This window comes from Mesorhizobium sp. WSM4816, assembly GCF_055811535.1.
The window spans coordinates 203,508-228,496 of sequence record NZ_JBVVQR010000004.1 but is presented as its reverse complement, the minus strand read 5'-3'; the positions used below and the strand labels follow the sequence as shown (position 1 = coordinate 228,496).

General features: G+C 62.1%; 24 protein-coding genes and 3 pseudogenes. 13 read left to right on the top strand and 14 right to left on the bottom strand.

All coding sequences use genetic code 11. The features are described from left to right. Positions 1 to 578 precede the first annotated feature (578 nt). From rpsT to AC0L3H_RS07225, 12 genes and pseudogenes are all read right to left on the bottom strand, one after another. On the bottom strand, positions 579 to 845 hold the full coding sequence (gene rpsT, locus AC0L3H_RS07280) for a 30S ribosomal protein S20 (protein WP_023802137.1): 267 nt from the start codon (positions 843 to 845) through the stop codon (positions 579 to 581). A 204-nt stretch (positions 846 to 1,049) separates the two neighbouring features. Next, positions 1,050 to 1,823 (bottom strand): enoyl-CoA hydratase, encoded by a 774-nt coding sequence (locus AC0L3H_RS07275; protein ID WP_473584987.1) that lies wholly within the window; start codon positions 1,821 to 1,823, stop codon positions 1,050 to 1,052. Positions 1,824 to 2,004: 181 nt separating this feature from the next. Next, positions 2,005 to 2,292, bottom strand: coding sequence for a GIY-YIG nuclease family protein (locus AC0L3H_RS07270; RefSeq protein WP_473584986.1), 288 nt, complete (start codon positions 2,290 to 2,292; stop codon positions 2,005 to 2,007). A 159-nt stretch (positions 2,293 to 2,451) separates the two neighbouring features. Beyond that, the gene (gene mutM / locus AC0L3H_RS07265; RefSeq protein ID WP_473584985.1) at positions 2,452 to 3,360 is read right to left on the bottom strand and encodes a bifunctional DNA-formamidopyrimidine glycosylase/DNA-(apurinic or apyrimidinic site) lyase; all 909 of its coding nucleotides are present in this window, start codon (positions 3,358 to 3,360) and stop codon (positions 2,452 to 2,454) included. After that, on the bottom strand, positions 3,353 to 4,585 hold the full coding sequence (locus tag AC0L3H_RS07260; RefSeq protein WP_473584984.1) for a phosphopentomutase: 1,233 nt from the start codon (positions 4,583 to 4,585) through the stop codon (positions 3,353 to 3,355). Before AC0L3H_RS07260 ends, mutM begins: the two co-directional genes overlap by 8 nt. Before the next feature lie 112 nt (positions 4,586 to 4,697). Continuing rightward, positions 4,698 to 5,318 (bottom strand): TadE/TadG family type IV pilus assembly protein, encoded by a 621-nt coding sequence (locus tag AC0L3H_RS07255; protein ID WP_473585055.1) that lies wholly within the window; start codon positions 5,316 to 5,318, stop codon positions 4,698 to 4,700. Positions 5,319 to 5,353: 35 nt separating this feature from the next. Beyond that, on the bottom strand, positions 5,354 to 5,911 hold the full coding sequence (locus AC0L3H_RS07250; protein WP_473584983.1) for a TadE/TadG family type IV pilus assembly protein: 558 nt from the start codon (positions 5,909 to 5,911) through the stop codon (positions 5,354 to 5,356). A 153-nt stretch (positions 5,912 to 6,064) separates the two neighbouring features. Continuing rightward, the gene (locus AC0L3H_RS07245) at positions 6,065 to 6,487 is read right to left on the bottom strand and encodes a pilus assembly protein N-terminal domain-containing protein (RefSeq protein WP_473584982.1); all 423 of its coding nucleotides are present in this window, start codon (positions 6,485 to 6,487) and stop codon (positions 6,065 to 6,067) included. A gap of 492 nt (positions 6,488 to 6,979) precedes the next feature. After that, positions 6,980 to 7,537, bottom strand: a pseudogene (locus tag AC0L3H_RS07240) (transposase); the annotation flags it as partial. A 105-nt stretch (positions 7,538 to 7,642) separates the two neighbouring features. Next, the gene (locus AC0L3H_RS07235) at positions 7,643 to 8,002 is read right to left on the bottom strand and encodes a DMT family transporter (RefSeq protein WP_091599962.1); all 360 of its coding nucleotides are present in this window, start codon (positions 8,000 to 8,002) and stop codon (positions 7,643 to 7,645) included. Positions 8,003 to 8,006: 4 nt separating this feature from the next. Next, a complete protein-coding gene (locus AC0L3H_RS07230) occupies positions 8,007 to 8,708 on the bottom strand; it encodes a class I SAM-dependent methyltransferase (RefSeq protein WP_091599960.1) in 702 nt (233 codons plus the stop codon). A gap of 23 nt (positions 8,709 to 8,731) precedes the next feature. Further along, positions 8,732 to 9,718, bottom strand: coding sequence for a glycosyltransferase (locus tag AC0L3H_RS07225; protein WP_473584981.1), 987 nt, complete (start codon positions 9,716 to 9,718; stop codon positions 8,732 to 8,734). 127 nt (positions 9,719 to 9,845) lie between these two features. Between AC0L3H_RS07225 and AC0L3H_RS07220 the strand changes: the two genes are divergently transcribed. Next, on the top strand, positions 9,846 to 11,651 hold the full coding sequence (locus AC0L3H_RS07220; protein WP_473584980.1) for a GtrA family protein: 1,806 nt from the start codon (positions 9,846 to 9,848) through the stop codon (positions 11,649 to 11,651). Between the two features lie 171 nt (positions 11,652 to 11,822). Here AC0L3H_RS07220 and AC0L3H_RS07215 read toward each other — a convergent pair. Beyond that, positions 11,823 to 12,077 (bottom strand): annotated as a pseudogene (locus AC0L3H_RS07215) (transposase); the annotation flags it as partial. Between the two features lie 250 nt (positions 12,078 to 12,327). On the opposite strand from AC0L3H_RS07215, the pseudogene AC0L3H_RS07210 reads away from it, so the two are divergent. The 10 genes and pseudogenes from AC0L3H_RS07210 (at position 12,328) to AC0L3H_RS07165 (ending at position 22,017) form a co-directional block, all read left to right on the top strand. Beyond that, positions 12,328 to 12,653: pseudogene (locus tag AC0L3H_RS07210) on the top strand (GIY-YIG nuclease family protein). Between the two features lie 277 nt (positions 12,654 to 12,930). Then, positions 12,931 to 13,113 carry a Flp family type IVb pilin gene (locus tag AC0L3H_RS07205; protein WP_091600306.1) on the top strand — a complete coding sequence of 61 codons (183 nt, stop codon included), beginning with the start codon at positions 12,931 to 12,933 and terminating at the stop codon, positions 13,111 to 13,113. 157 nt (positions 13,114 to 13,270) lie between these two features. Next, a complete protein-coding gene (locus AC0L3H_RS07200) occupies positions 13,271 to 13,789 on the top strand; it encodes an A24 family peptidase (protein ID WP_473510194.1) in 519 nt (172 codons plus the stop codon). Positions 13,790 to 13,999: 210 nt separating this feature from the next. Then, positions 14,000 to 14,812 (top strand): Flp pilus assembly protein CpaB, encoded by an 813-nt coding sequence (cpaB, locus tag AC0L3H_RS07195; RefSeq protein WP_091600308.1) that lies wholly within the window; start codon positions 14,000 to 14,002, stop codon positions 14,810 to 14,812. Next, positions 14,809 to 16,326 carry a type II and III secretion system protein family protein gene (locus tag AC0L3H_RS07190; protein ID WP_473584979.1) on the top strand — a complete coding sequence of 506 codons (1,518 nt, stop codon included), beginning with the start codon at positions 14,809 to 14,811 and terminating at the stop codon, positions 16,324 to 16,326. The genes cpaB and AC0L3H_RS07190 overlap by 4 nt, the downstream gene beginning before the upstream one ends. Positions 16,327 to 16,339: 13 nt before the next feature. Continuing rightward, positions 16,340 to 17,077, top strand: a complete 738-nt coding sequence (locus tag AC0L3H_RS07185) for a CpaD family pilus assembly protein (RefSeq protein WP_091600310.1) — start codon at positions 16,340 to 16,342, stop codon at positions 17,075 to 17,077. A 49-nt stretch (positions 17,078 to 17,126) separates the two neighbouring features. After that, positions 17,127 to 18,410 carry a CpaE/TadZ family protein gene (locus AC0L3H_RS07180; RefSeq protein ID WP_473584978.1) on the top strand — a complete coding sequence of 428 codons (1,284 nt, stop codon included), beginning with the start codon at positions 17,127 to 17,129 and terminating at the stop codon, positions 18,408 to 18,410. A gap of 29 nt (positions 18,411 to 18,439) precedes the next feature. Continuing rightward, positions 18,440 to 19,954, top strand: coding sequence for a CpaF family protein (locus AC0L3H_RS07175; RefSeq protein WP_473584977.1), 1,515 nt, complete (start codon positions 18,440 to 18,442; stop codon positions 19,952 to 19,954). 29 nt (positions 19,955 to 19,983) lie between these two features. After that, a complete protein-coding gene (locus AC0L3H_RS07170; protein WP_473584976.1) occupies positions 19,984 to 20,997 on the top strand; it encodes a type II secretion system F family protein in 1,014 nt (337 codons plus the stop codon). Between the two features lie 3 nt (positions 20,998 to 21,000). Next, positions 21,001 to 22,017: a type II secretion system F family protein gene (locus tag AC0L3H_RS07165; RefSeq protein WP_287311950.1), complete on the top strand. Its 1,017-nt coding sequence runs from the start codon at positions 21,001 to 21,003 to the stop codon at positions 22,015 to 22,017. A gap of 222 nt (positions 22,018 to 22,239) precedes the next feature. Here AC0L3H_RS07165 and AC0L3H_RS07160 read toward each other — a convergent pair whose 3' ends face one another. Next, complete coding sequence (locus AC0L3H_RS07160; protein WP_128185443.1) at positions 22,240 to 23,061, bottom strand: tetratricopeptide repeat protein; 822 nt, start codon at positions 23,059 to 23,061, stop codon at positions 22,240 to 22,242. 122 nt (positions 23,062 to 23,183) lie between these two features. Between AC0L3H_RS07160 and AC0L3H_RS07155 the strand changes: the two genes are divergently transcribed. Both AC0L3H_RS07155 and AC0L3H_RS07150 read left to right on the top strand, forming a co-directional pair. Further along, positions 23,184 to 24,548, top strand: a complete 1,365-nt coding sequence (locus AC0L3H_RS07155; protein WP_473584975.1) for a leucyl aminopeptidase family protein — start codon at positions 23,184 to 23,186, stop codon at positions 24,546 to 24,548. A gap of 66 nt (positions 24,549 to 24,614) precedes the next feature. Next, positions 24,615 to 24,965: a MarR family winged helix-turn-helix transcriptional regulator gene (locus tag AC0L3H_RS07150; RefSeq protein WP_027151718.1), complete on the top strand. Its 351-nt coding sequence runs from the start codon at positions 24,615 to 24,617 to the stop codon at positions 24,963 to 24,965. Positions 24,966 to 24,989 lie beyond the last annotated feature (24 nt).

Here is a 24,989-nt window from a genome sequence, read left to right as displayed (position 1 = left end):
ATGATCCGCGTCATGAATTCTGCCATTTTGTGCTGGCCGATTCAGGCTGGGTTAAGGGCCAACGGCCCGTCCCTCTCGATAGACAGACCTTAGCGAAATCGCTGTGGATAGGGCAAGGCCACGACTAACGGATTTTTAAGGAATGTGGTTAGCGCAAACGTGTTCGGAGCCTGCGTTGCACTGGCTTGTTTTGACAAACCCATTGTGATTCAAACCCTTTTCCGGCGAATGTGAAAAAGGCCGCGTCGCGCGAAATTTTATCAAATAATTTTCTTGACAGGCAATTGTCCCCCATCCCTCGCACCCGATGTGAACAAGCTGTGGATGACCGTCCGCAACCGTTTGAAAAATAAAGGTGATTTTCGACAGTTGATATTTTCGCCGTGAACGCTTTCAGCGGCTACGCCTGTCAGCCGGCATGTATATGCCGGCAAAGCAATTCGAACTTCGAAATCGTGCGGGGTGTTGCTTGCGGGCTTTCTTTTTAAGTACTTGCCGGCAAACGAAAAAACCCGGCACGAGCGGCCGGGTCTGAAAAGGACAAGTTTAGTAAAGGTATATCAGCCCGGATATCCGGGTTAGGCCGACAACACCTTGAGGCGCTGGGCCAGGCGCGACACCTTGCGGGATGCCGTATTCTTGTGCACCACGCCCTTGCTCGCGGCGCGCATCAATTCCGGCTCAGCCACCTTGAAAGCAGCCTGCGCGGCCGCCTTGTCGCCCGAGGCGAGCGCCTCTTCGACCTGGCGGATGTAGGTCCGCACGCGCGAGCGGCGGTTCTTGTTGATCGCCGTGCGGCGGGCGATCTTGCGCGTTGCCTTTTTGGCCGAGGAGGTATTGGCCATGATGCCTCTCTTCTGATCTGGTGGGCGCATGCGGGATGCCGCAAGGCGCAAAAAACAAACGGGCAGCCACAGGGCCGCCTCGGTTGGTGCGGCTTATAGTTCAGCTTTTCCGGCGCGTCAACGCTGCTTCGCCTTCTTTTTGGCCGCTGCTGTCGCTCGCTCCCGGCTGATGTCGTCGCCATCTACCAGTTCGAGAAATTTTGGCTACCGGTTCGAGAAATTTGGCTTCCGCTTCTCGACAAAGGCCGCCATGCCTTCCTTCTGGTCATCGAGTGCAAACAGTGAGTGAAACAGCCGGCGCTCGAACCGCAGCCCCTCGGCCAGTGTCGTTTCATAGGCGCGGTTGACGGCCTCTTTCGCCATCATCACCGACGGCAGCGAAAAATCGGCTATCTTGGCCGCCGCCTTCAACGCCTCCTCGAGCAATTCGCCGGCGGGCACGACACGCGACACCAGGCCGCAACGCTCGGCTTCCGCCGCATCCATCATCCGTCCGGTCAGGCACATGTCCATCGCCTTCGACTTGCCGACGAAACGGGTCAGGCGCTGCGATCCGCCCATGCCCGGCATGACGCCGAGCGTGATCTCGGGCTGGCCGAACCTGGCGTTGTCGGCGGCGATGATGAAATCGCACATCATCGCCAGCTCGCAGCCGCCGCCGAGCGCATAGCCGGCCACCGCCGCGATGACAGGCTTGCGCGCTCGGGTGAGCTCTTCCCAGCCGATAAAGAAATCCTGCACATAGGCGTCAACAAAGGAGATCGCCTGCATTTCCTTGATGTCGGCACCTGCCGCGAAGGCCTTTTCGGAGCCGGTGATGACCATAGCGCCGATATCGGCATTCGCGCAAAGGCCGTTCACGGCCGCGACTACGTCCGCCAGGACCTGCGAGTTCAGCGCATTGAGCGCCTTCGGTCGGTTCAGCGTGATCAGCCCGACCTTGCCGCGGGTTTCGACGATAATCGTTTCATAGGCCATGACTGTATCTCCTCACTCGGTCATCTCCTTGCATCCAGGCGCGCCAGCTCACACCTTGGCGCCTCGGTTCCTCCCTCCCTTCGTCATCCCAGGGCGGAGCAAGGAGCGAAGCGACGCGGCGCAGACCCTGGGATCCATGCCGTTATGCCAGCCGAAGAATGCTACGGCCCAGAACTAAACGCTACCACCCCGTTCCGCGAAAAAGCTCGAACCATTCTGGATTGGTCTTCTCGATCAGCTCGATCTTCCACTGGCGCGGCCAGCGCTTCAGCGACTTCTCGCGCTGGATAGCGTCACGAATGTCGAAGTGCTCCTCGTACCAGACCAGGCGCTGCACACCGTAGCGGCTGGTAAAGCGCGAGCCTTCGCCGGATTTGTGCTCCGGCATGCGACGGCCAAGATCGTTGGTGACGCCGATGTAGATCGTGCCGCGCTTCTGGCTTGCGGTCATATAGGCATAGCCGATCATGGTAGAAGGGTAACTGTCACCGTTGCGGATGCAAGCGCCGTTCTGGGCCGTTGCATTCTTCGGGTGATGTCACGGAATGGATCCCAGGGTCTGCGCCGCGTCGCTTCGCTCCTTGCTTCGCCCTGGGATGACGAAGACGTGGTGCGCAAACGAACTAGCTTACAACTGACAGCTCCGGCAATAGAAGGTGGAACGCCCGCTTTGCACGATGCGTTCTATATGGCCGCTGCAGCCGTGCTTGGAGCAGGGCTCGCCCTCGCGATCATAGACCGCGAACGAATGCTGGAAATAGCCCAGAGACCCGTCGGTCTGCACATAGTCGCGCAGCGACGATCCGCCGGCGGCGATCGCATCGGCGATCACCGCGCGGATTGCTTCGGCCAGGGCGTCGCGCTGCTGTTTGGCCTTCTTTCCAGGCTTTGCGATGGTGCCCGCCTCGCGCAACGGCGACAGGCCGGCGCGCCACAGCGCCTCCGACACATAGATATTGCCGAGCCCGGCGATCAGCCGCTGATCGAGAAGTGCTGCCTTTAGCGGCGACTTCCGGCCTTTCAGCAGCGAGGCGAGCAGCTCGCCGTCCAACGCATTGCCTGTCGGCTCGACGCCAAGCCCCGCCAGCATCGGATGGGTGTCAGGCGCTCCTTCCGAAAACAGCATGAAGCCGAAACGGCGCGGATCGTTGAAGGTCACCCGGGACCGGGCGCCTTGGGGAGAGACGATATGGAAGACGACATGGTCGTGTACCGCGGCCTTCGGGCGCTCATGATAAAACGCGCCCAGCATTTCGCTGCTGTCGGGCATTTCGCTGCCATCGGAGGTTTCGATGCGGAACGAGCCCGACATGCCGAGATGGCAGATCAGCACCGGACCGCCTTCCAGGTGCATCGTCAGGTATTTGGCCCGGCGGCCGAGCGCCGTAATCGTCTTGCCGGTCAGCCTCTCCAAAAAATTCTCGGGAAACGGAAAGCGCAGGTCGGGCCGGCGCGCCTCGACGCGGGCGATGCGGGCGCCTTCCAGAACCGGCTGCAGGCCCCGCCGCACCGTTTCGACCTCAGGCAACTCAGGCATGGCCGCCTATCGCTGTGTAGAAGGAGGTGCCGTGACGGCCGCGTGCCAACCCAAGATGCTCGGCGACGGTTTCACCGATGTCGGCGAACGTCGCTCTCAACCCGATGTCGCCGCCAAAGCCCGGTCCGGCACCGATCACCGGAATGCGTTCGCGCGTATGATCGGTGCCGTGCCAGGTCGGATCGTTGCCATGGTCGGCCGTGAGGATGAGAAGGTCGCCTTCCCTGAGCCGTGCAAGCGCCTCCGGCAGCCGCCGGTCGAAGGCCTCGAGCGCGGCGGCATAGCCGGCAACGTCGCGCCGATGGCCGAACTCGGTGTCGAAATCGACGAAATTGGCGAAGACGAGGTCGCCGTCGCCCGCGTCATCCATCGCGCCGAGCGCCTTGTCGAACATCGCCATGTTGCCGGCGGCCTTGCGCACTTCCGAAATGCCGCGATGGGCGAAGATGTCGCCGATCTTGCCGACCGCGATGACCCGGCTGCCGCGCGCCGTCAGCCGGTCGAGCAGGGTCGGTTCGGGCGGCGGCACCGAATAGTCCCGGCGGTTGTGCGTCCGTTCGAAGCTGGCGGCAGTTTCGCCAATGAAAGGCCGCGCGATCACCCGTCCGATGTTCAGGGGATCGACCAGCCTGCGCACCACCTTGCAGAATTCGTAGAGCCGCTCCAGGCCGAAGTGAACTTCATGCGCGGCGATCTGCAGGACGGAGTCGACCGAAGTGTAGCAGATCGGCTTGCCGGTGCGGACATGCTCCTCGCCGTACCGCTCGATGATCTCGGTGCCCGGAGCATGGCAATTGCCGAGAATGCCCGGCACCTTTCCTTCGCGAATGATCGCTTCGGTCAGGTCGGCTGGAAAGGCGGGAACCGTGTCCGGGAAATAGCCCCAGTCGAAGCGGACCGGCAAGGCGGCGATTTCCCAATGGCCTGACGGCGTGTCCTTGCCGCTGGAAATCTCCTGCGCCGCGCCGTGGAAGGCGGAGGCAAGCAGGCCGCCGCTGTCGAAGCAGAATCCTGTCGCGGTTTTCGCCGCCTGCGCCAGGCCGAGCGAGAGCATGTTGGGTACGAAAAGCCGTCCTTTGCGCAGCCCCTCGCGATCCGCCCGGCCTTCCGCGCAGGCTCGAGCGATGTGTCCGAACGTGTTGGAACCGGTGTCGCCATAGCGCTCGGCGTCGGCCGCGCCGCCGATGCCGAAGGAATCGAGAACAAAAAGGAAGGCGCGCGCCATTGCAGGGGATCATTATTATCGTTTGTCTGTCCGCCCAGACATAGGCGGCCGCGCCGCCATTGGCAATTCGGAACCAGGCAAACGGATAGCAATGGCGATCGGGCGCCGTCGTTCAGCAGGTGTCGCAGGTAATCGTCGGGCTCCTGCGGGGCCTGAGATAATAAGTTTCGCCCATCGATATCGAGTTGAAAGCCGAACTGAAGCCAAGCCGCTTTTCACTATCCGCCGACCAGGTGATGATCGGCTCGTATGCCAGATTGCTTTCGACGCGAACGAGAAACGTGCCCTTGACCTCGAGCTGCGGTGCAACCGTGGTGACGGAGTTTTTGGCGGCGCCGGCGCTGAAGGCATCGCCGACCATCTTGCGTGACCAAGCGACCAGCACCCGCGGCGTCGGCTCGTTCGTGACCTCTATTGCGGTGACGGTGATTTCCGGGGTCGATCGGTTGTACGGCTGAAGGGTGGAGTTGCCGATCTGCATGATCGCATCGAGTTCGGCCGGCGTGACGGTCTGCTGCTGGGTGACGAGATCCGCCACCATGCTGCCGATGCGACTGACCTTCTTGTTGGTCTCGATGGCTTGCGAGGCTTCCATGGTCAAGAAATACATCATCAGCAGGACGGGCACGATGAAGGCAAACTCAACCGCCGCGACACCGCGGCGATCACGGCAGAACCGTATGGCTTTCGCGCAGATCCAAGCGGTCCTCATATGTGCCCCCGCACGCCCCATGCTATCGTCCTTTTCCCACGCAGCGGTTTGCATTTTCAGTCGTCGAACGGCTCGTTCTTCCAGGTCATCGATGCGAAATGCAGCGTGTTGCCGTCTTTCAGATTGGCCATCGACTTGGCCATGAAATCGGTCATGACGGGCCATTTGTAAAAAACCCGCAGCATGTTTATCGATTCAGCCAAGCCCGGGGATACCGTAAAAGTCGAGGGGGTCGTGCCGGTCAACGCGATTTCGCCGTCTTGGATATTGAAGCCCGCCTGGGCCGCAGCGGCGAAGCTCGGATACGCGCGCAGATCCACTTCCAATCCCGGGCAGTCCTTGGCGACCATGATCTCCAGCCGGCTGCAGATCATGGATTTCAGCGTCGCCTCGGTCACGTTGGCCTGCCTTATCTGGCCAGTCCGCAGCTGGCGCGCGACATCGTCGGTGATATTGGCCATCACCTCTTGCCCGGCAAATGAAATGCAGCTCTCCAGTATGGCAAAGACGAGGAGCGCAAATGGCACCGCAAGCATCGCGAACTCCAAAGCGGTGCTGCCGCGCCGGTCGCCAAGGAAGCGCGCTGAAAGGCTTGATCGTCTTGCTTTGCTCATGTCCCGTGCCTGCCGATCCCTTAGGGGGTGTCGGGCAACATTAGCGCAAACCCATTGAAGTGCGGTTTTGATGATCGTTAAATTCGAAGGGGAGGTTTTAACAGGCCGATAACCGAAGCGGCTTTTTCAGCGAGACGAAACGGTCGGGGTCGCTTACTGGCCGGCGCTCATCTCGGCTTCCGAGGTCTTCTCCGCCTCGCTTTTATATGAGCTTTCGCAATACGGCGTGCACGACATGGTCTGTATTTCGGCGCGTCGATAGATGCGCACCGAGGACGCGTCCTGTCGCACGACGGTGATCTGCTCGTCGACGATCGGACGGCCCTCCTGATCGAGGACGACGAGATTGGTGACGCCGAAGCCCTTGCCCGTCAGCACGATCGTCGAAGCATCCTGCACCGAAGCGTCGGCGATCGCCGGATTGCCGACGACGATCGTATCGGCAACGCGCGACAATTTGACGATCTTCGCCTGGTTCATGGTGACCTCGATGCCGGCGCCGGCCTTGGCCGGCACGATAAGAGCCGTGGCGGCAAGCAGCGCGGCAAACGGAAAGGACGATCTCGGCCCGGTCATTGAAGCGCTCCACGGCGGCAATTTGCTCAACGGAACATGAACGAGATTGGTGAAGCAAGGGTTAAGCGGAGGGGAGCTGTGAAGATGTCGGCTCGGCAGTTTGATCGCCTGGGAGCTGGGATCGCCAGGAGCGGCCCGCCCTCTCCTAGTTCCTCTGCACAGGCCACCATGCCTTCGTCATCCCAGGGTCTGCGCCGCGTCGCTTCGCTCCTTGCTTCGCCCTAGGATGACGAAGTCGTGGTGGTTTATGCCAATCGCCAGCGTTGGAGATTTGGCTGCCCGACCGGCCGGCAGCGAAGGTGCCACAGCACTTTCAGCGGCGAATCTCAGTGGCAATCGCAAACCTCCAAGATTAGCCGAAACACCCCTCGCTTCGTCATCCCAGGGCGGAGCAGGAGCGAAGCGACGTCGCGGAGACCCTGGGATCCATGCCGTTACATCAGCCGAGGAATGCAACGGCCCAGGATAAATGCCGTGATCCTTCGCGCCCTAGCCGTGGAAGAAGCGCCCCTCCTGATTGCCGTGCACGGGATCGTCGGTGGCGTCCAAATCGAGCACGATCTCCTCGGGCGGCGCCGCGTGTGCGCCCATGAACAGCTCGACGAACAGCGCCTCGATCGCCGCCGGATCATGGCTGATCTTGTGATAGCGCGAAGGCTCGCGCCGGCTCAGCTCCAGCCGGTTGAGCGTCGACTTGCCGGCCACGGCCGCGCATTTCTGGGGGCGCCGCGCCTTGAGTTTGCCGGCCAGCACCGCCATCACCGGATCGTGGCGCAACTCGTCGTGGTCGTTCAGGTCTTCATAGCCGAGCGCCATGGCGAAGATGCGCTGTCCAACCAGTGTCTTCACTTCATGCTCGATCAAGTCCCCGTTGCGCGCGTCCGTGAAGCAACGGGCAAAGCGGCCGACCAGTCCGATCGCCCGGTCCGTCAGCCCCAGCAGAAGCGCGCCGGCATCCGAAGTGATCGTCCCGCCGTCAAAACCAGCCACAACCCCGCGCTTTTCGACGGGTGCAAAATCAAACTGTTCTGCGCTACACTCTGTTTGCATCGGGGCGCCTCGCAATCAAAGCTAAGCTGTTGTCACAAAACAACTTTCTCTGATTCGCAGCCCCGATGCACTTCAACTGTGTGAGATATCCGGGCTAAAGGGACGTCAACCGTTGACGACGAGCAGTCCGGCGATGATCAGCGCGGCACCGAGCCCGTAGCGCAGGCTGAGTTGTTCGCCGAGCAGCGACCAGGCGAGCAGCGGCACGGCGCAAAAGGTCAGCGCCATGAACGGATAGGCGACCGTCAGCGGAACGGATTTCAGCACATAGATCCAGACGATGGTGCCAAAGCCGTATATGGCGAAGGCGGCGATCAGGTAAGGGTCGGCGAACAGCGCGAGCACACTCGGAACGTCCGTGCCGCCGGCCCGCGCGCTGGTCAGTTTGAACAGCACCTGACCCGCCGAGATCAGCAGAGGCGTCAGCACGAGCCCTGCGAGAACGGGAAACGAATAGACTCCCACGGCTTCAGGCTTCCAGCCGGTCTTCCGAGTAATAGATATCGCGGCCGATATCCACGCACGCATGATTCCGCGGCACCGGATGCACGGCCCGCAGGAAGGAATGCGTGTAGGGGAAGAAGTTGAAATGCGGGTTGAACGAATAGCGGTATTCGCGCTCGCGCGGCACGACGATGATCAGGCGCGTGCGGCAGATGCGGCGCAGTTCGGCGATCGCCTGCCGGTATTCCAGAACGTGTTCGATGACATGCGTGCAGATGACCGTGTCGAAGGCCGCATCTGGAAAGGGCAGATATTCTATACGAGCGGCAACGTAGTCGACGCCGGGGATCGCCGCCGCGTCCGCCACCACGAAGTCGACGCCGGTATAATGGCCGGCGCCATCCCGCGCCTCGCGGATGCGCTTGATCAATACGCCGGTGCCGCAGCCGACATCGCAGACGCTGTCGCCGACCGTGTCGGCGATGATGCGCTCGATGCAGGCTTCGGAATTGTCCGTGCCCTCATGCACGCGCGGATGCTCGCGATAGAGCGTTTCGTATTCATCGGCCGTCAGGAACGGCGCACGCTCACGGAAGGCCGCAAGCCGGGTGATGTGGCCGCCCCAGGCCATACTGGCGACGCCCCGGAACAGGGCGGAGTCCCGCACGATCGGCGGCAGCACATCCTCGAGGACGAAGCGGATGCGGTTTGTGGTTTCTCTATTCACGGGTGCGGCTCCGATGGTGGACGTCAGGCTACGTCGCGGCGGCTGGCGCCGATGATCGCGTCGGGTTTGCCCGCGCCGAAAGTCGGAAGGGAGAGATAAAAGATACGCTTCTGTTCCGCCCGGCCGCGCGACACCGAGTCGAGAATGAGCCCGGTCACGGCCATCAGTACCGAGAGCAGCAGCAAGCCGATGGACAGCACCCAGGTCGGCATGCGCGGGACCAGGCCGGTCTCGAAATATTCGACCAACACCGGCGCCATCAGGATCAGGCTGGCAACCAGGAGTACGGCGGCGATGGCTCCGAAGAAACGGAAAGGCTGTGTCTCCTTCATCAGCATCGCGAACATCAGCAGGATTTTGGCGCCATCGCGGACGGTGGACAGTTTCGACGACGACCCTTCCGGCCGGCGGCCATAGTCGAGCGGGATTTCGGCGACCGGCAGTTTGAGCTGCGAGGCGTGGACGGACATTTCCGTCTCGATCTCGAATCCGCAGGAGACGGCCGGAAAGCTCTTCACAAAACGTCGCGTAAAAGCGCGATAGCCGGAGAAGATATCGGTAAAGTCGCGTCCGAAAAGGCGTTTGTAGAGGCTGTTGAAGATGCGGTTTCCGAAGGCATGTCCGGATCGGCCAGCATCCGCGGTCACGCCGCGACGCGTGCCGACCACCATGTCGCAGCGCTCGGTGATCAGCGTGTTGATGAGAAGCGGCGTGTCTTCCGGCGCATAGGTGCCGTCGCCATCGGCCATGAGATAGATATCGGCGTCTATATCGGCGAACATGCGCCGTACGACATTGCCTTTTCCTTGCCGCGCTTCGCGGATCACGATGGCGCCGGCGGAGCGCGCCTTGAGCGCGGTGAGATCGCGCGAATTGTTGTCGTAGACGTAGACTGTTGCGGCCGGTAGCGTCTCGCGAAAGCGACGCACGACGTCGCCAATGGTTTGTTCCTCATTGTAGCAAGGAATCAGGATCGCGATTGTCAGGTCGGGACGCGTGCTGTGTGGCATCGTGGAACTCCGGCGGGGTGGAATGGGCCGCGACCGGTCCGCGTCCGCTCCGCACCTCGAGGTTTACTATTTATTGAAGCCGTTAAGGCTAGGTTTAAGTTGGGACGAATTCACCGGAACCATCGACATGTCCAACGCCACCACGCTCGCTATCGCGCGGCCGTCGCGTCTTGAAGGTTGGAAGGCCGACCTCGCCGCGAGCCTGCTCGCGGCGCTGGTGATGGTCGGTGCGCAGGCCGCGACCGGTTTCCCGACATTGTTCGATTCTGGCGGCGATAACGACAGCATGATGCGGCTGGCGCAGATCCGCGACTGGCTGGGCGGACAATCGTGGTTCGACCTCCACCAGTACCGCATGGGGCCGGACGGCGGCTTCGTCATGCACTGGTCGCGCATCGTCGACGTGCCGATTGCGGCGATCGTTTTGGCAGTGGCGGCGCTGACCGGCAGCATGGCCGCGGGCGAGGTGGTTGCCGAGATACTTTGGCCGGCCTTGCTCAGCATCGCGGCGCTGTTTCTCATCGTCCGGGCGGCGCGGTTGCTGGCCGGTCCGCACACAATGCTTCCGGCGCTGGTGATCGGCGCCATAACGCTGAGTGCCATGGGCCTGTTTACCGCGCGGGCGCTGGACCATCACAACCTCCAGGTCGTGTTCGCCCTGGCCATGGTGAAGCTGCTGCTGGCGCCCGGATGGCGCAGGGCAGCGGGCAGCGGCGTTTGCGCTGCCCTGATGCTGGCGATCGGCATGGAGACCGCGCCTTATGTCGCGGTGGCAGGCGCTTGCGCGGCGGCGGCGCTGTTGTTTTCACGCAAGGACGGTCCCGGCGATGCGATCGGTTTCGGCCTTGGCTTCGCCGGCGCGGCCGCTCTCGCGCTCGTTGCGACCGTGCCGCCATCGTCATGGTGGATCGCGCAGTGCGACGCCTATTCGGCACGGCTGGCTGTGGTCGCCCTGCTGGGCGGGCTCGGGCTTGCCGCCACTGCCACCGTCACTATTTCGAAGGGGATGCCGGCGCGGCTTGCCGGTCTCCTGATCCTGGCGATCGCCGTCGGCGCCGTCGCGATCCTGATCGCCCCGCAATGCTTGGGCGACCCTTTTGTCGGACTCGATCCAAGGATGCGCGATTTTTGGCTGAATTCTGTGGCCGAGGCGCAACCGCTATGGAACATAGTCGCGTTGCAACCCGAGAATGTCGCCCAGAATTATGCGACGCCGGCCATTGCTGTGGGGATACTTGTCACGGCGACGCTGCGGCACGGCGTGCGACGGCCTGAAGTGATGCTTCTCGGCTTCCTGGTGGCAGCCACCGCCGTCAGCGTCTGGCAGATACGCGGTACGAGTTTCTCGCTGCCGTTCGCCATCATCCCGCTTGCCGCAATGGTGGCGGCCGCGAGGCGCGATGCGCAGGGGCGCACCGCCAAGGCGACGCTCAAAATGGTCTTCGCCTGGCTGATTTCGCTGACGCTGGTATGGAGCGCCGGTTCGCATGCGATCGCCAATGCCATCGCGCCGAAGCAGAACGCTGGCGCCACAACCGCCGGCAAGGGCAAACTGTCCTGTACCGCCGATGCAACTTATGCCTTGCTGGCCCAACAGCCGCCGACCACGGTGCTGACGATCTCGAACCTTGGCGCACCGATGATCGCGACGACGCCTCACCGGGTTCTCGCAGGGCCTTATCACCGCAACAATGCTGGCAATATCGCGGTGCTCGATGCCTTCATGGGAACGCCTGACCAGGCGCATGCAGTCATGCGACGCGAGAAGATCGGACTGCTCGCCTTCTGTCCCGGAAATGACGAGACCGGGTCGCTGGTGGATTGGGCGCCCAACGGCCTGATGGCGGATATCGTCAAGGGGGACGCTCCGTCCTGGCTTGAGCCGATATCGGAGACGCTGGACCAGCCACTCGTCCTCTACCGGGTTCACTGAACCGGCAGCCGCGCGCCAATCGAACGATCATCGATTCGGCAAGTGGTGCCGATACGTTTCATCAAAGTTTTGCTGCCATGATCATCCCGTATTTTGCGCGCACACAGGAATTTTGATGCAGCCGTCCTTCGCTCATGGCCCGGACCGCAGCGAAAGCACTGATCTTGCTTGGTCTTCATAGCCGAGCGCCATGGCGAAGATGCGCTGGCCAACCAGTGTCTTCACTTCATGCTCGATCAAGTCCCCGTTGCGCGCGTCCGTGAAGCAACGGGCAAAGCGGCCGACCAGTCCGATCGCCCGGTCCGTCAGCCCCAGCAGAAGCGCGCCGGCATCCGAAGTGATCGTCCCGCCGTCAAAACCAGCCACAACCCCGCGCTTTTCGACGGGTGCAAAATCAAACTGTTCTGCGCTACACTCTGTTTGCATCGGGGCGCCTCGCAATCAAAGCTAAGCTGTTGTCGCAAAACAATTTTCTCTGATTCGCAGCCCCGATGCACTTCAACTGTGTGAGATATCCGGGTTAGCCACAAGCCACCATGTCTTCGTCATCCTAGGGCGGAGCAAGGAGCGAAGCGACGCAGCGCAGACCCTGGGATCCATGCCGTGACATCAGCCGAAGAATGCAGCGGCCCAGAACGGCACTTGCATCCGCAACGGTCCGAGCTACCCTTTGTCCATGACCGGCTATATGACCGCGAGCCAGAAGCGCGGCACGATCTACATCCGCGAACAGACGATCTTGGCCGCCGCATGCCGGAGCACAAATCCGGCGCAGGCTCGCGCTTCACCAGCCGCTACGGCGTGCAGCGCCTGGTCTGGTACGAGGAACATTTCGACATTCGCGACTCCATCCGGCGCGAGAAGTCGCTGTAGCGCTGGCCGCGCCAGTGGAAGATCGAGCTGATCGAGATGGCCAATCCAGAATGGTTCGAGCTTTTTCGCGGAACGGGGTGGCGCCGCGTCGCTTCGCTCTGGATGACGAAGGGGGGATGCATCCGCTAGTCTCAAATCGACGTTCGTTGCCGATCACCGATCATCAACATCACTGTGTCGAGGAACCAGGTCGCTAAATTGCGCCTTTCGCAGCCTGCCGTGCCTGTCGGATCCATAGGCGTCGCTTAGTCTACAATTAACCAGGCAATGCCATCGAGGCCGGAAAGGAATCGGTAAGGCTGTTTATTAAGCCGATTGAAAGAGCTTCTCGATAGATTGGCAGTATCCGATCAGCCAACAGAGAAGTTGACGGAATTGCTGTAACACCTGGAGTAGGAGCTCTCGAATGTCTAATCTCATTGCACGTTTTGTGAAGGACGAATCCGGCGCGACCGCCATCGAATACGGTCTGATCGCCGCTCTCATCGCGCTCGCCATCATGGTCGGCGCCGGCCAGCTCGGCACCGCGCTGAACACCAAGTTCAACGTTATCGGAAACGCGGTGACCAACGCCCCCGTCGCCCCCTAAGGCAGCTAGCGGCGCTCAGCTGTTTCCAGATAAGGGCCGCCGCACTGGCGGCCCTTATCTAATCGTATCGGACGATTTGAAATTTCGGCCTCACCAATCGTTAATCGGACATGCCTAGGCTGGGGCCGGCCACAGTTTGACCACAGGCGCCACGCCCATGCTTGAAGCCCTGATCTTCGTTGTCTTTCCGTTCTGCATGCTTTTTGCCGCGATCTCCGACATGCTGTCGATGACGATCGCCAATCGCGTGCCTGTGCTGCTTGTCGCCGTCTTCGCCCTGGTCGCGCCGCTGACCGGCATGGACTGGGCAAGCTATGGCTGGCATTTTGCCGCCGGCGGCCTGGTCCTCGCCGTGACCTTCGGGCTGTTCGCGCTCGGCGGCATGGGCGGCGGCGACGCCAAGCTGCTGGCCGCCAGCGCCGTCTGGATGGGGCTGAACATCCACCTCGTCGAATATCTCCTGGTCTCGACCGTCATCGGCGGCCTGCTGACGCTCGCCATCCTCGTCTATCGGAAATCGCCGCTTGCGGCCGTCACAAGCCACAATCCGTTTTTACGCCATTTCGCCGACGAGACATCAGGCGTTCCCTATGGCATTGCGCTTGGCATTGGCGGCCTGCTCACCTTTCCGGCTTCCCCGTTGATGGCATGGGCGCTCGCAAGCCTGGCGGCCTGATTCTTCCCGCGTCAGGCCTGCCTTTCACATTCGATTTGGCGTTTAAACAGGCGGCTTTGGCCGCCTTTTTTGCGGTCCGGACCGATGCCTCAAATTTATGTAAACCTTAAATTAATCACGATCGTAAGTATTAAATTAACCTTGTTTTGACGATTGCCGCTGCATGGTCCGGCTTGGCTAGTTTGTTTGCCAAGGACGAGGTTCGGACAGATGCCAGCATCCCGACTGATCATTCTGGGCGTGGCGGTCGCCGCGGCGGGTGGCGCAGGATATGTCGCAAAAAACATGGTGGCGACGCCGCCGCCTCAAATCGTCGATTCCGGCCCCCAGGCGCCGGCAATCGCGCTGCAGGACGTGCTTGTCCTGTCCGGCGACGTTCCGATGGGCAGTCCGCTGGAGAACAACATCAGTTGGCAGTCCTGGCCGGCCGACGGCATCAACGCGAATTTCATAACCCGCGCCGCGGAGCCCGATGCGCTGGAGAAGCTGAAAGGCGGCGTCGCCCGTGTGGCGATGTATGCCGGTGAGCCGTTGCGGCGCTCCAAGCTGATCGGCGAGGGACAGAGCTTCATGTCGTCGATCCTGCCCTCCGGCATGCGGGCCGTCGCCACAGCCGTATCGGCCGACACGTCGGCCGGCGGCTTCATACTTCCCAATGATTTCGTCGACGTCATCATGACCCGCAGGGCCGATCCGGCAGCCGGCGGCAGCGGCTTTACCACCGAGACCATCCTCAAGAACATTCGCGTCCTGGCGATCGACCAGACCATCCAGGAGGACGAGGAAGGCAAGCGGACCAGGGTCGGCCAGACCGCGACGCTGGAACTGACACCGCAGCAGGCGGAAATCATCACCGTCGCCCAGCAGATGGCGGATCGCCTGACATTGGCGCTGCGGTCGATCACCGACACCCAGGAGAAGAATCTGGGCGAGGCCGACTATCTCGTTTCCGGCAATGGCCGGCGCGGAACAGTGCGCCTGATCAAGTCGGGCGAAGTTTCCGAAGTGGGAGCAAGGCAATGAGGTTAAACGCTCCGGTCACACTGGCTGCGGCTCTCGGCCTGTTCCTGCTTGGAACGAATGCACATGGCCTCATCGAGGCGAATGCGGCAGGCGCCGAGGTGTCGGCTTCGACCGCCACCCAGCGGGTCAAGCTCGGCCTCAACAAATCGGTGGTCATTGACCTGCCGAGCGATGCCTATGATATTCTCGTCGCCAACCCGGCGGTCGCCGATGCGGTGACCCGCACCGCCAGGCGCATCTATCTCTTCGGAAAGGCGGTCGGCGACACCAACATCTTCGTCTTCGGCCCCAATGGCGAACAGATCGTCAGCCTCGACCTGGCGGTCGAACGTGACGTCGCCGGACTGGAAGACTATATCAGGCGCTTCATACCGTCATCGAGCATCACGGTCGAATTGCTGAACGACAACGTCGTCCTGACCGGAACCGTGGACACTCCGCTGGATGCCAAGCGCGCGGAACAGCTGGCCACCATCTTCGTGTCCGGCGGTGAAGCGACCACGGGACAGTATTCGCAGACCGCCTCCGGCGGCTCGGCCGAAGCCGGTGTCGACATCGACAATCCGGATTCCGAGCGTCGCGTCAGCCAGATCGTCAACCTGCTGCAGATCATCGGCGACGACCAGGTGACGCTGAAAGTGACGGTGGCCGAGGTCAGCCGCTCGGTGATGAAGCAGCTCGGCGTCAACCTGATCGGCAGCGGCAGCAGCAACGGCATCAGTTGGGCCGCGGTAAGCGACAATTTCACCGGCCTGGGCAAGTCGCTGTCGAACTCTGGCCTGGCTATCGGCACCTCGACGCTCGACGCCTACATCAACGCCATGGAACAGTCAGGCGTCATGAAAACCCTGGCCGAGCCGACGTTGACGGCCGTATCCGGCGAGAAGGCGACCTTCAAGGTCGGCGGCGAGTACAATATGGTGACCGGCGTTTCCCAAGCTGTGTCCGACGATAACCAGACCGGTTTGAAGACGTATGACATCGAGAAGCTCGAATACGGCATTGGCTTGGAATTCCAGCCGGTGGTGCTGTCTCCCGGCCGCATCAGCCTGAAGGTCAGGACGTCGGTTTCCGAGCCGACGACCGAGGCATCGGTATCCTTGTCCGAGGGTGTGACAAGCCCCGGCACGAACGTCCTGTCGCTCCGGAAACGCTTGGCCGACACGACGGTGGAGCTGCCTTCCGGCGGCTCGATGATGATCGCCGGCCTGGTACGAGACGACATCAGGCAAGCCGTCAACGGCCTGCCTGGGTTGACCAAGATTCCGGTGCTCGGCACGCTGTTCCGCAGCCGGGACTTCGTCCGCAACGAGACCGAGCTGGTCATCATAATCACGCCCTATCTGGTGAAGCCGGTGACGCGCAACGCCCTTGCCAAGCCGGATGACAATTTCAACGCCGCCAGCGATGGCGCCGGCATGTTCCTTGGCCGTGTCAATCGCGTCTACGGCACCATGCAGACCGACAAGCCCAACGGCCGTTACCACGGCGTCGTCGGCTTCATCTACAAGTAAGGGGGAAGCGGACATGTCTCGGTCAGCATTGAAGCCAAGGACAATCATCGCAGCGATGCGGTCCGGCCGGTCGCGGATCAGCCAGCCGGTCGTTCCGCTCCTGGCGGTTGCGGTCGCGGCATTGCTGGCGGGCTGCGCCAACCGGGACAGCATCACTGTCGGCGCTGTTCCGGACGACTATCGCACCAACCATCCGATCGTCATTGCCGAGAAAAACCAGAAGATCGACCTTCCGGTCGGCGCCGGCGATCGCGGTATGACCGGGTCGCAGCGCGACACGCTTCTCGGCTTCCTGGATGGCTATGACAAGAGCGCCGCTCCGACCTTGACGATCTCGATCCCGAGCGGTTCGGCGAACGAGATCGCCGCGACCGCGGCCGGTCGCGATTTCGCCAGGCTTGCGATTGCCAGCGGCATCAGCCGCAGCCGGATCGTCATCACCACCTACCAGTCGGCTTCGCCCGAAGCGTCCGCGCCGATCCGCGTCGCCTATGTCACGGTGAAGGCGCAGACCGGCAGATGCGGACGCTGGCCCGAAGACCTGCTGCAGACCTCGGAAAACAAGCACTATGCCGATTTCGGCTGCTCGTATCAGAACAATCTTGCCGCCCAGATCGCAAACCCTACCGATCTGCTCGGGCCCCGCAAGCAATCCGTTATCGACGCAGAAAATCGCAGCGGGGTGATCGACGTCTACCGCGAGCGAGGCATTTCGGACGAGTTCCTCGGCAATTCGGAAGTCGAGTATTGAGCTTGAGCCGCGCCAGTCACGGGAAGACAAGTCACGGAAAGAAATGACAATGAGCAATCTTGCCTACGACACGGGGTTAGACGGCGGCGAAAGCTCGCAGCAGGATGTCGCCGCCATGCAGGCGCTGCGGCCGATTCCGCGCATCTCGATCCAGGCATTTTGCGAGACCGAGGGCGTTGCCAATCCGATCGAGCGCGCCGGCGAGGATCGCCGCATGGCCAACGCCCATCTGAAGGTCCATATGGGCGGCATCGCCACCGCCATCGAGTTCTACCAATCGGCGCCGACGCCGAACCTGATCCTGCTGGAATCGCGCAGCGAGCCGAAGCAATTGCTCGAGCAGCTCACGCAGCTCTCCGAATACTGCGATCCGACCTCGAAGGTCGTGGTCATCGGCCACTACAACGATGTCGGGCTCTATCGCGAGCTCATCCGCTCCGGCATTTCCGAATATGTCATCGCGCCGGTATCGATGGCCGATATCGTCAGCGTGATTTCGACGATTTTCGTTGATCCGGAAGCCGAGCCGATCGGACGCTCGATCGCCTTCATCGGCGCCAAGGGTGGCGTCGGCTCCTCGACCATTGCCCATAATGTGGCCTGGGCGATGTCGTCGCTGTTCAAGTCGGAAGTGGTTGTCGCCGACCTCGACCTGGCTTTCGGAACCGCCAACATCAATTTCGATCAGGATCCGGCGCAAGGCATTGCCGAAGCCGTTTTCTCACCGGAGCGCCTCGACGAGGTCTATCTCGATCGGCTGCTTGCCCAGTGCGCCGAGCACCTGTCGCTGCTTGCAGCGCCTTCAACGCTCGATCGGGTCTACGATTTCGACCCGGAGGCTTTCACCCAGCTTATCGACACGGCGCAGCGCAGCGTGCCGCTGCTGGTGCTCGATGTTCCGCACGTCTGGACGGGCTGGACCAAGAACATACTGGTCAAAGCCGACGAGATCGTGATCACGGCGACGCCGGAGCTGGCCAATCTGCGCAACACCAAGAATCTGGCCGACATGTTCAAGCGGCTTCGCCCGAACGATCCGCCGCCGAAGCTGATCATCAACCAGGCCGGAGTGCCGAAGCGCCCGGAGATTTCGTCGTCCGACTTCGCCGACTCGCTCGGCCTGTCGCCGATGTCGGTCATTGCCTTCGAGCCGCTGCTGTTCGGAAACGCCGCCAACAACGGGCGCATGCTCGGCGAAATGGATGCCAGGAACCCGGTTGTCGGCACGATCAACGAAATTGCGCATGTGCTGACCGGGCGCAGCGAAATCAAGGCAAGAAAGAAAGCGGGCCTCGGCAATCTCCTTGGCAAGCTCTCGCGCGGCAAGAAGTGATGCTTCCGGAGCGGAATTGGTAATCGATCATGTTTGGCAAAAGAGGTAGCGACGACGGCAGCCGGTTCACCCCGGAATTCCGTCAGCCGGCATCTGCGCCTGCCACGCCGGCGGCAAAACCTGCGGAAACGGCGGTTCTCGCCAAACCCGCACCGCCGCCGTCGTCCGGCACGCCTGGCGCGTCTGCCGCGCCGCCCGCACGCCGTGCGGTCGAGGCGCCGCCATTGGCCCCGGAGCCGAAAAAGCTCCAGCGCCAAAAGAGCGAAACCTATTACGACACCAAGAGCCAGGTCTTTGCCGCGCTCATCGACACCATCGACCTGTCGCAACTCGCCAAGCTCGATCCCGAAAGCGCACGCGAGGAAATCCGCGACATCGTCAACGACATCATCGCGATCAAGAATTTCGCGATGTCGATCGCCGAGCAGGAAGAACTGCTCGAGGATATCTGTAATGACGTGCTCGGTTATGGGCCGCTGGAGCCGTTGCTCGCCCGCGACGACATCGCCGACATCATGGTCAACGGCTCCAAGGACGTCTATATCGAGGTCAACGGCAAGGTCGAGCAGACCGGCATCCGTTTTCGCGATAACCAGCAGCTCCTCAACATCTGTCAGCGCATCGTCAGCCAGGTTGGCCGCCGCGTCGATGAATCGAGCCCGATCTGCGACGCGCGCCTTCCCGACGGCTCCCGCGTCAACGTCATCGCGCCGCCGCTCGCCATCGACGGCGCAGCTCTCACCATCCGCAAGTTCAAGAAGGACAAGCTGACACTCGACCAGCTGGTCAAGTTCGGCGCCATTTCGCCGCCCGGCGCCGAGATTCTCAAGATCATTGGCCGCGTCCGCTGCAACATCGTCATTTCAGGCGGTACCGGTTCGGGCAAGACGACGCTGCTCAATTGCCTGACCAACTATATCGACCGCGATGAGCGCGTCATCACCTGCGAGGACTCGGCCGAGCTGCAACTGCAGCAGCCGCATGTCGTGCGTCTGGAAACCCGCCCGCCCAACCTCGAGGGCGAGGGCGAGGTGACCATGCGCGATCTGGTCAAGAACTGCCTGCGCATGCGGCCCGAGCGCATCATCGTCGGCGAAGTGCGCGGACCTGAAGTGTTCGATCTTCTGCAGGCGATGAACACCGGCCATGACGGCTCGATGGGCACTATCCACTCGAACAGCCCGCGCGAATGCCTGAACCGTATCGAATCGATGATCGCGATGGGCGGTTACACGCTGCCGCAGAAAACCGTGCGTGAAATCGTGGTCGGTTCCGTCGACGTGATCATCCAGGCCGCACGTCTGCGCGACGGATCGCGGCGCATCACCCACATCACCGAGGTGATCGGAATGGAGGGCGACGTCATCATCACGCAGGACATCGTTCTCTACAACATCAAAGGCGAGGACGCGAACGGCAGGCTGCTGGGCGAGCACGTTTCGACAGGCATCGGTCGTCCGCATTTCTGGGAGCGCGCCCGCTACTATGGCGAGGAACAGCGCCTCGCCAATGCGCTCGAGGCGATGGAGAAACGCGCTGACTGATTCATCTGGAGGCGTAGGGGCCAGGGCCGATGTTTGGAATTGACGGCACCGTATTGGCATTCATCGTGCTCGCCGGCCTCAGCGCCGGCGCGGTCGCCTATGCTTTTCTGTTCAACCGGATCAGCACTGAAAAGCAGGTCGGCAGGCGGCTTGAAACGATCAAGACCGCCGAGACGGATGGTGCCGTCGTCAAGGCTTCGCGCGATCGCGTGGCGGAAGCGGCCAAGCGGCGCAAATCGGTTCAGGATTCACTGAAGGACCTCGAACAGAAGCACAAAACCAGCCAGAGCCTCGCCAAAAAGCCGCCCCTGAAGGCCCAGATCCGTCAGGCAGGCATGAAGGTCTCGCTCGAGCGCTTCTATCTCTACTCGGCGGTTTGCGGCGTCGTCCTGACGTTTCTTGCCTGGTTCGCCGGTGCGCCTTTGTATGTCTTGCCGGGTGCGCTGCTGGTCGGTGGCCTCGGCCTGCCACGCTGGTTCGTTTCGTTTAGCCGCGCGCGCCGGGTCAAGGCGTTCCTCAACGAATTTCCGAACGCGCTCGACATCATCGTGCGTGCGGTCAAATCCGGCCTGCCGCTGAACGACGCCGTCCGCCTGATCGCCAATGAATCCCCCGAACCGGTCAAGACCGAGTTCCGCCGCATCATCGATTCGCAGCAGATGGGCCTGTCGATCCCCGACGCCAGCCTGCGCATGGCCGAGACGATGCCGTGCACCGAGGCGAGCTTCTTCGGCATCGTCATCCAGATCCAGTCCCAGGCCGGCGGCAATCTGTCGGAGGCTCTGGGCAATCTTTCGCGCGTGCTTCGCGACCGCAAGAAGATGAAGGCAAAGGTCCAGGCGCTGTCGATGGAAGCGAAGGCGTCAGCGGTGATCATCGGCGCCTTGCCATTCGTCGTCGCCTGTCTCGTGTACCTGACAAGCCCGAACTACATCATGCCATTGTTCACCACCAGCGTCGGCAATCTGATCCTCGGCTGCTCCGCGGTCTGGATGTCGATCGGCATCCTGGTGATGCGCAAGATGATGAACTTCGAGGTTTAGCGCATGACTGAGAACGTCGTCAAAACCCTTACCGATCCGGCATTTCTGATTGCCCTGCTGGTCGGCATTGCGGTGTTTGCCACCGTGTTCACGCTGCTGCCTGCCTTTGGCGGAAACCAGCTCAAGGCGCGCATGAAATCGGTGGCGCTGGAGCGCGACGAACTGCGCGCCAAGCAGCGTGCGCGGCTTGCCCTCGATGCCGATCGCCGCCGCAAGGGCCTGCGCGAGCAACAGTCGATCGGCATGCGCAATATTGTCGACCGGCTGGACCTCAGGCGCGCCCTGGCCGATGAAGGCACCTTGCAGAAACTCAAGGTGGCTGGCTTCCGCGGGCAGAATCCGTTGACGCGTTTCCTTTTCTTCCGTCTGATCCTGCCGTTTGTCGGCTTTGCCCTGGCTGCGATCTATCTGTTCGTGCTCGGCGGGTTGCCGGAGCAGCCGCCTCTCATCAAGTTGTTCGTCTGTATCGTCGTCGCCTATGCCGGTTTTTACGCGCCGGTGCTCTATGTCAACAACCGCGCCACCAAGCGCAAGCAGTCGATCCAGATGGCGTGGCCGGACGCGCTCGACCTGATGCTTATCTGCGTCGAATCCGGCATGTCGGTGGAGGCGGCGTTTCATAAGGTCGCCGACGAGATCGGCGCGCAGTCGGTGGCGCTTGCCGAAGAGTTCATCCTGACCAATGCCGAGCTTTCCTACTTGCAGGAGCGCAAGCAGGCCTACGAGAACCTAGCAAGCCGCACCGGCCTGGAATCGGTCAAGTCGGTGTCGCAGGCGCTGGTCCAGGCCGAGCGCTACGGCACGCCGGTGGCGCACGCACTGCGCGTGCTTGCCGGCGAAAGCCGCGACATGCGCATGAACGCCGCCGAGAAGAAGGCCGCGGCCTTGCCGCCGAAGCTCACCGTGCCGATGATCCTGTTCTTCCTGCCGGTGCTGTTCGCCATCATTCTGGGTCCCGCCGGCATCCAGGTCAGCGAGCGCGGCATTTTCGGCGACCAGCCGTCATCGAGCAGCCAGTAATGCATTCTTGACAGGCCGGCGCTGCCCCTCATTGCCCTGCCGGGCATTTCTCCCCGTATAGTGACGGGGAGAAAGCCGCGTCGTCGAAGGTTTCGCCAACGACAAGCGTTTCAGGAAGGGCGCTGATGGGCCAGTCAGCTTCTTTCTCCCCGTTTACGGGGAGAAATGCCCGGTAGGGCAATGAGGGGCAGCGTCGACATCGATATGTATGACGAGCCGCCGTCAGTTGGTGGCGGGCTTTGTCTTGTCCTGGTCCTTGAGCTGGCTCCAGGCATTCTGCTGGGCGAGCATCTGGCGAAGGTAAGTCACGTTCGCCTGCGCCTGTTCGGGCGACAGCTCCTGCGAGGCGATCGTCTCGGCCTCGTCGAAGCGGCCCTGCAGGCCGACGACCAGCGCCAGGTTCTGGCGGACGCGGCTGTCGGCATTCGGCTGCTGGGCGGCCGAGCGCATATAGGTTTCAGCCGTGCGCAGGTCACCTTCCAGAACATAGGACATGCCGAGATTGGAAAGGATCGAAGGTTCGTTCGGCTTGAGGTCAAGCGCCTTGCGGTAATTTTGGCGCGCCCCGTCTCTCTGGCCAAGCTGGTCGAGAATAGCGGCTTCCGCCGACACCAGCTTCCAGTCGGGATATTCCGGTGTCTGCGCGCGGCGCACCGCGTCGAGCGCCGGCTCGAACTGCCCGTTGGCGGCCAGGGCCTTGCCATAGGCGGCGAGCACGTCGCGGTCCTTCGGCAGGACGATTGCCAGTTTGCGCATCACGGCGAGCGACTGGTCGGCGTCGCCATCCATTTGCAGCGCCGCGGCATAATTCGTCGCGATCCGCTTGTCGTTGGGGTTCTTGGCGTAGGACTGACCCAGCGCGATCGTCGCCTTGTGCAACTCGCCGGCCGACATGGTTTCCAAGGGTTTGCCGCTGGGGCGTCCGATCGAGCCGGTCGTCAGCTTGCTGGTCCCGCAGCCTGCAACGCTGGCCGCGAGCGCTATTATAAACGCCGTGGTGATCAGCCGCTTGGCCGTGGCGTTGGTCATGCGGTTGGTCGGCATCTGCACCAGGGCCTCCATTCGTCACATTGGCTTTTACGTGGCCATCTTCCCTCCCGCAGAAATATTCTGTTAACCCTAACGGATCGTTAAAACGCGCCGACTCGGAAGCCGGAGACCGTCGAATGCCAGTCGAACTCATCGAGAGAGAACTGAAGACCACGCTGCCGGTTCATCTGGTGGCGAAGGATAGACTGGATGCGGCAGGGCTTGCTTCCTCCTCGCTCGCCTGGGCCAGGGCCAACGGCTTTTCCGGTCAGGCCGGCAGGACGCTGATCCTGCCCGGCGAAAACGGCGCGCTCGCCGGCGCCCTGTTCGGCACGGGCGACGGCGAAGGCGCGCTTGCCATCGGCGCGCTGGCGAGAGCCTTGCCCGCAGGCGACTGGCATTTCGCCTCCACACTGGCCGAGCCGGAAATCGCGGCCATCGCATTGGCGCTCGGCGGCTATGTCTTCACCCGCTATGGCAAAAAGCCTGGCAGGACGCTGCGTTTCTCGCTGCCCCCCGGCGCTGAAGGGGCTTACGTTCGCCGCATCGCCGAGGGCGTTTTCCTGACGCGCAATCTGGTCAACACGCCGACCAGCGACATGGGACCTGACGAGTTGGAGAAGGCAGTTCGGACGCTGGCCGGGACGTACGACGCCGAAGTGTCGGTGACCAGGGGCGACGACCTGCTCAAGAAGAATTTCCCGATGATCCATGCGGTCGGCCGCGCTTCATCAGGCGCACCGCGGCTGATCGACATGATCTGGGGACCGGAGAACGCCCCGAAGGTGACGCTGGTCGGCAAGGGCGTCTGCTTCGACACCGGGGGTCTCGACATCAAGCCGTCCTCGGGCATGCTCTTGATGAAAAAGGACATGGGCGGCGCGGCCAACGTGTTGGGCCTCGCCTTGATGATCATGGCCGCCGGGCTGAAGGTCCGGCTGCGTGTGCTGATCCCGGCGGTCGAAAATTCGATTGCCGGCAACGCCTTCCGGCCCGGCGACGTGCTGGTGAGCCGCAAGGGCATCACCGTCGAGATCGGCAACACCGACGCCGAGGGACGGCTGGTGCTGGCGGACGCCTTGGCTCTGGCGGATGACGACGAGCCGCAACTGCTGATCGACATGGCGACCTTGACCGGGGCTGCTCGCGTCGCGCTCGGTCCCGATCTGCCACCGTTCTACACCGGCGATGAAGCGCTGGCCTCCGACCTGGCTGCGGCCTCGGTCGCAGTCGAGGATCCACTGTGGCGCATGCCGCTGTGGAAACCCTATGGCGCAAAGCTGTCGTCGAAGATCGCCGACATCAACAATGTCACGTCAGACAGTTTCGCCGGCTCGATCACCGCGGCGCTTTTCCTGAAGCGCTTCGTCGAGAAGACCGCCGCCTGGGCGCATTTCGACATCTTCGCCTGGAACCCGTCCGATCGTCCGTACGGTCTCGCCGGCGGCGAGGCGCAAGGCATCCGCGCGCTGGAAAGGGTGATCTCGAAACGCTACGCCTGACGGCGCGGTGCAGGACATTCTCGTGACTGAAACGGAACCGAAACAATTTGCCGTCATTGTGGCCGGATGTCGATTTCGATGCGCCCGAGCCAGGCCTTGCGACTGTGGCAGCAGGTGATGCTGCACCAGGTGCGCGACGATGCGCCGGACCTCACCATGCGCCAGACGGCGATCCTGTTCACGATCTATCTCGATCCACCGCCGCATACGGTGCGCGGCCTCGCCGCGCGGCTCAATGTCACCAAGCCGGTGATCACCAGGGCGCTCGACACGATGGGCGCAATGAAGCTGGTTTCGCGCCATCGCGATGAGCTCGACAAGCGCAACGTGCTGGTCAAGCGAACCGTGGAAGGTGCTCTCTTTGTCGAGCGCTTCGGCGATGTTATCATCGCCAGAGCCCAGGAATTGCCCATCTGACCGAACCGCCCTTCTGACACCGAG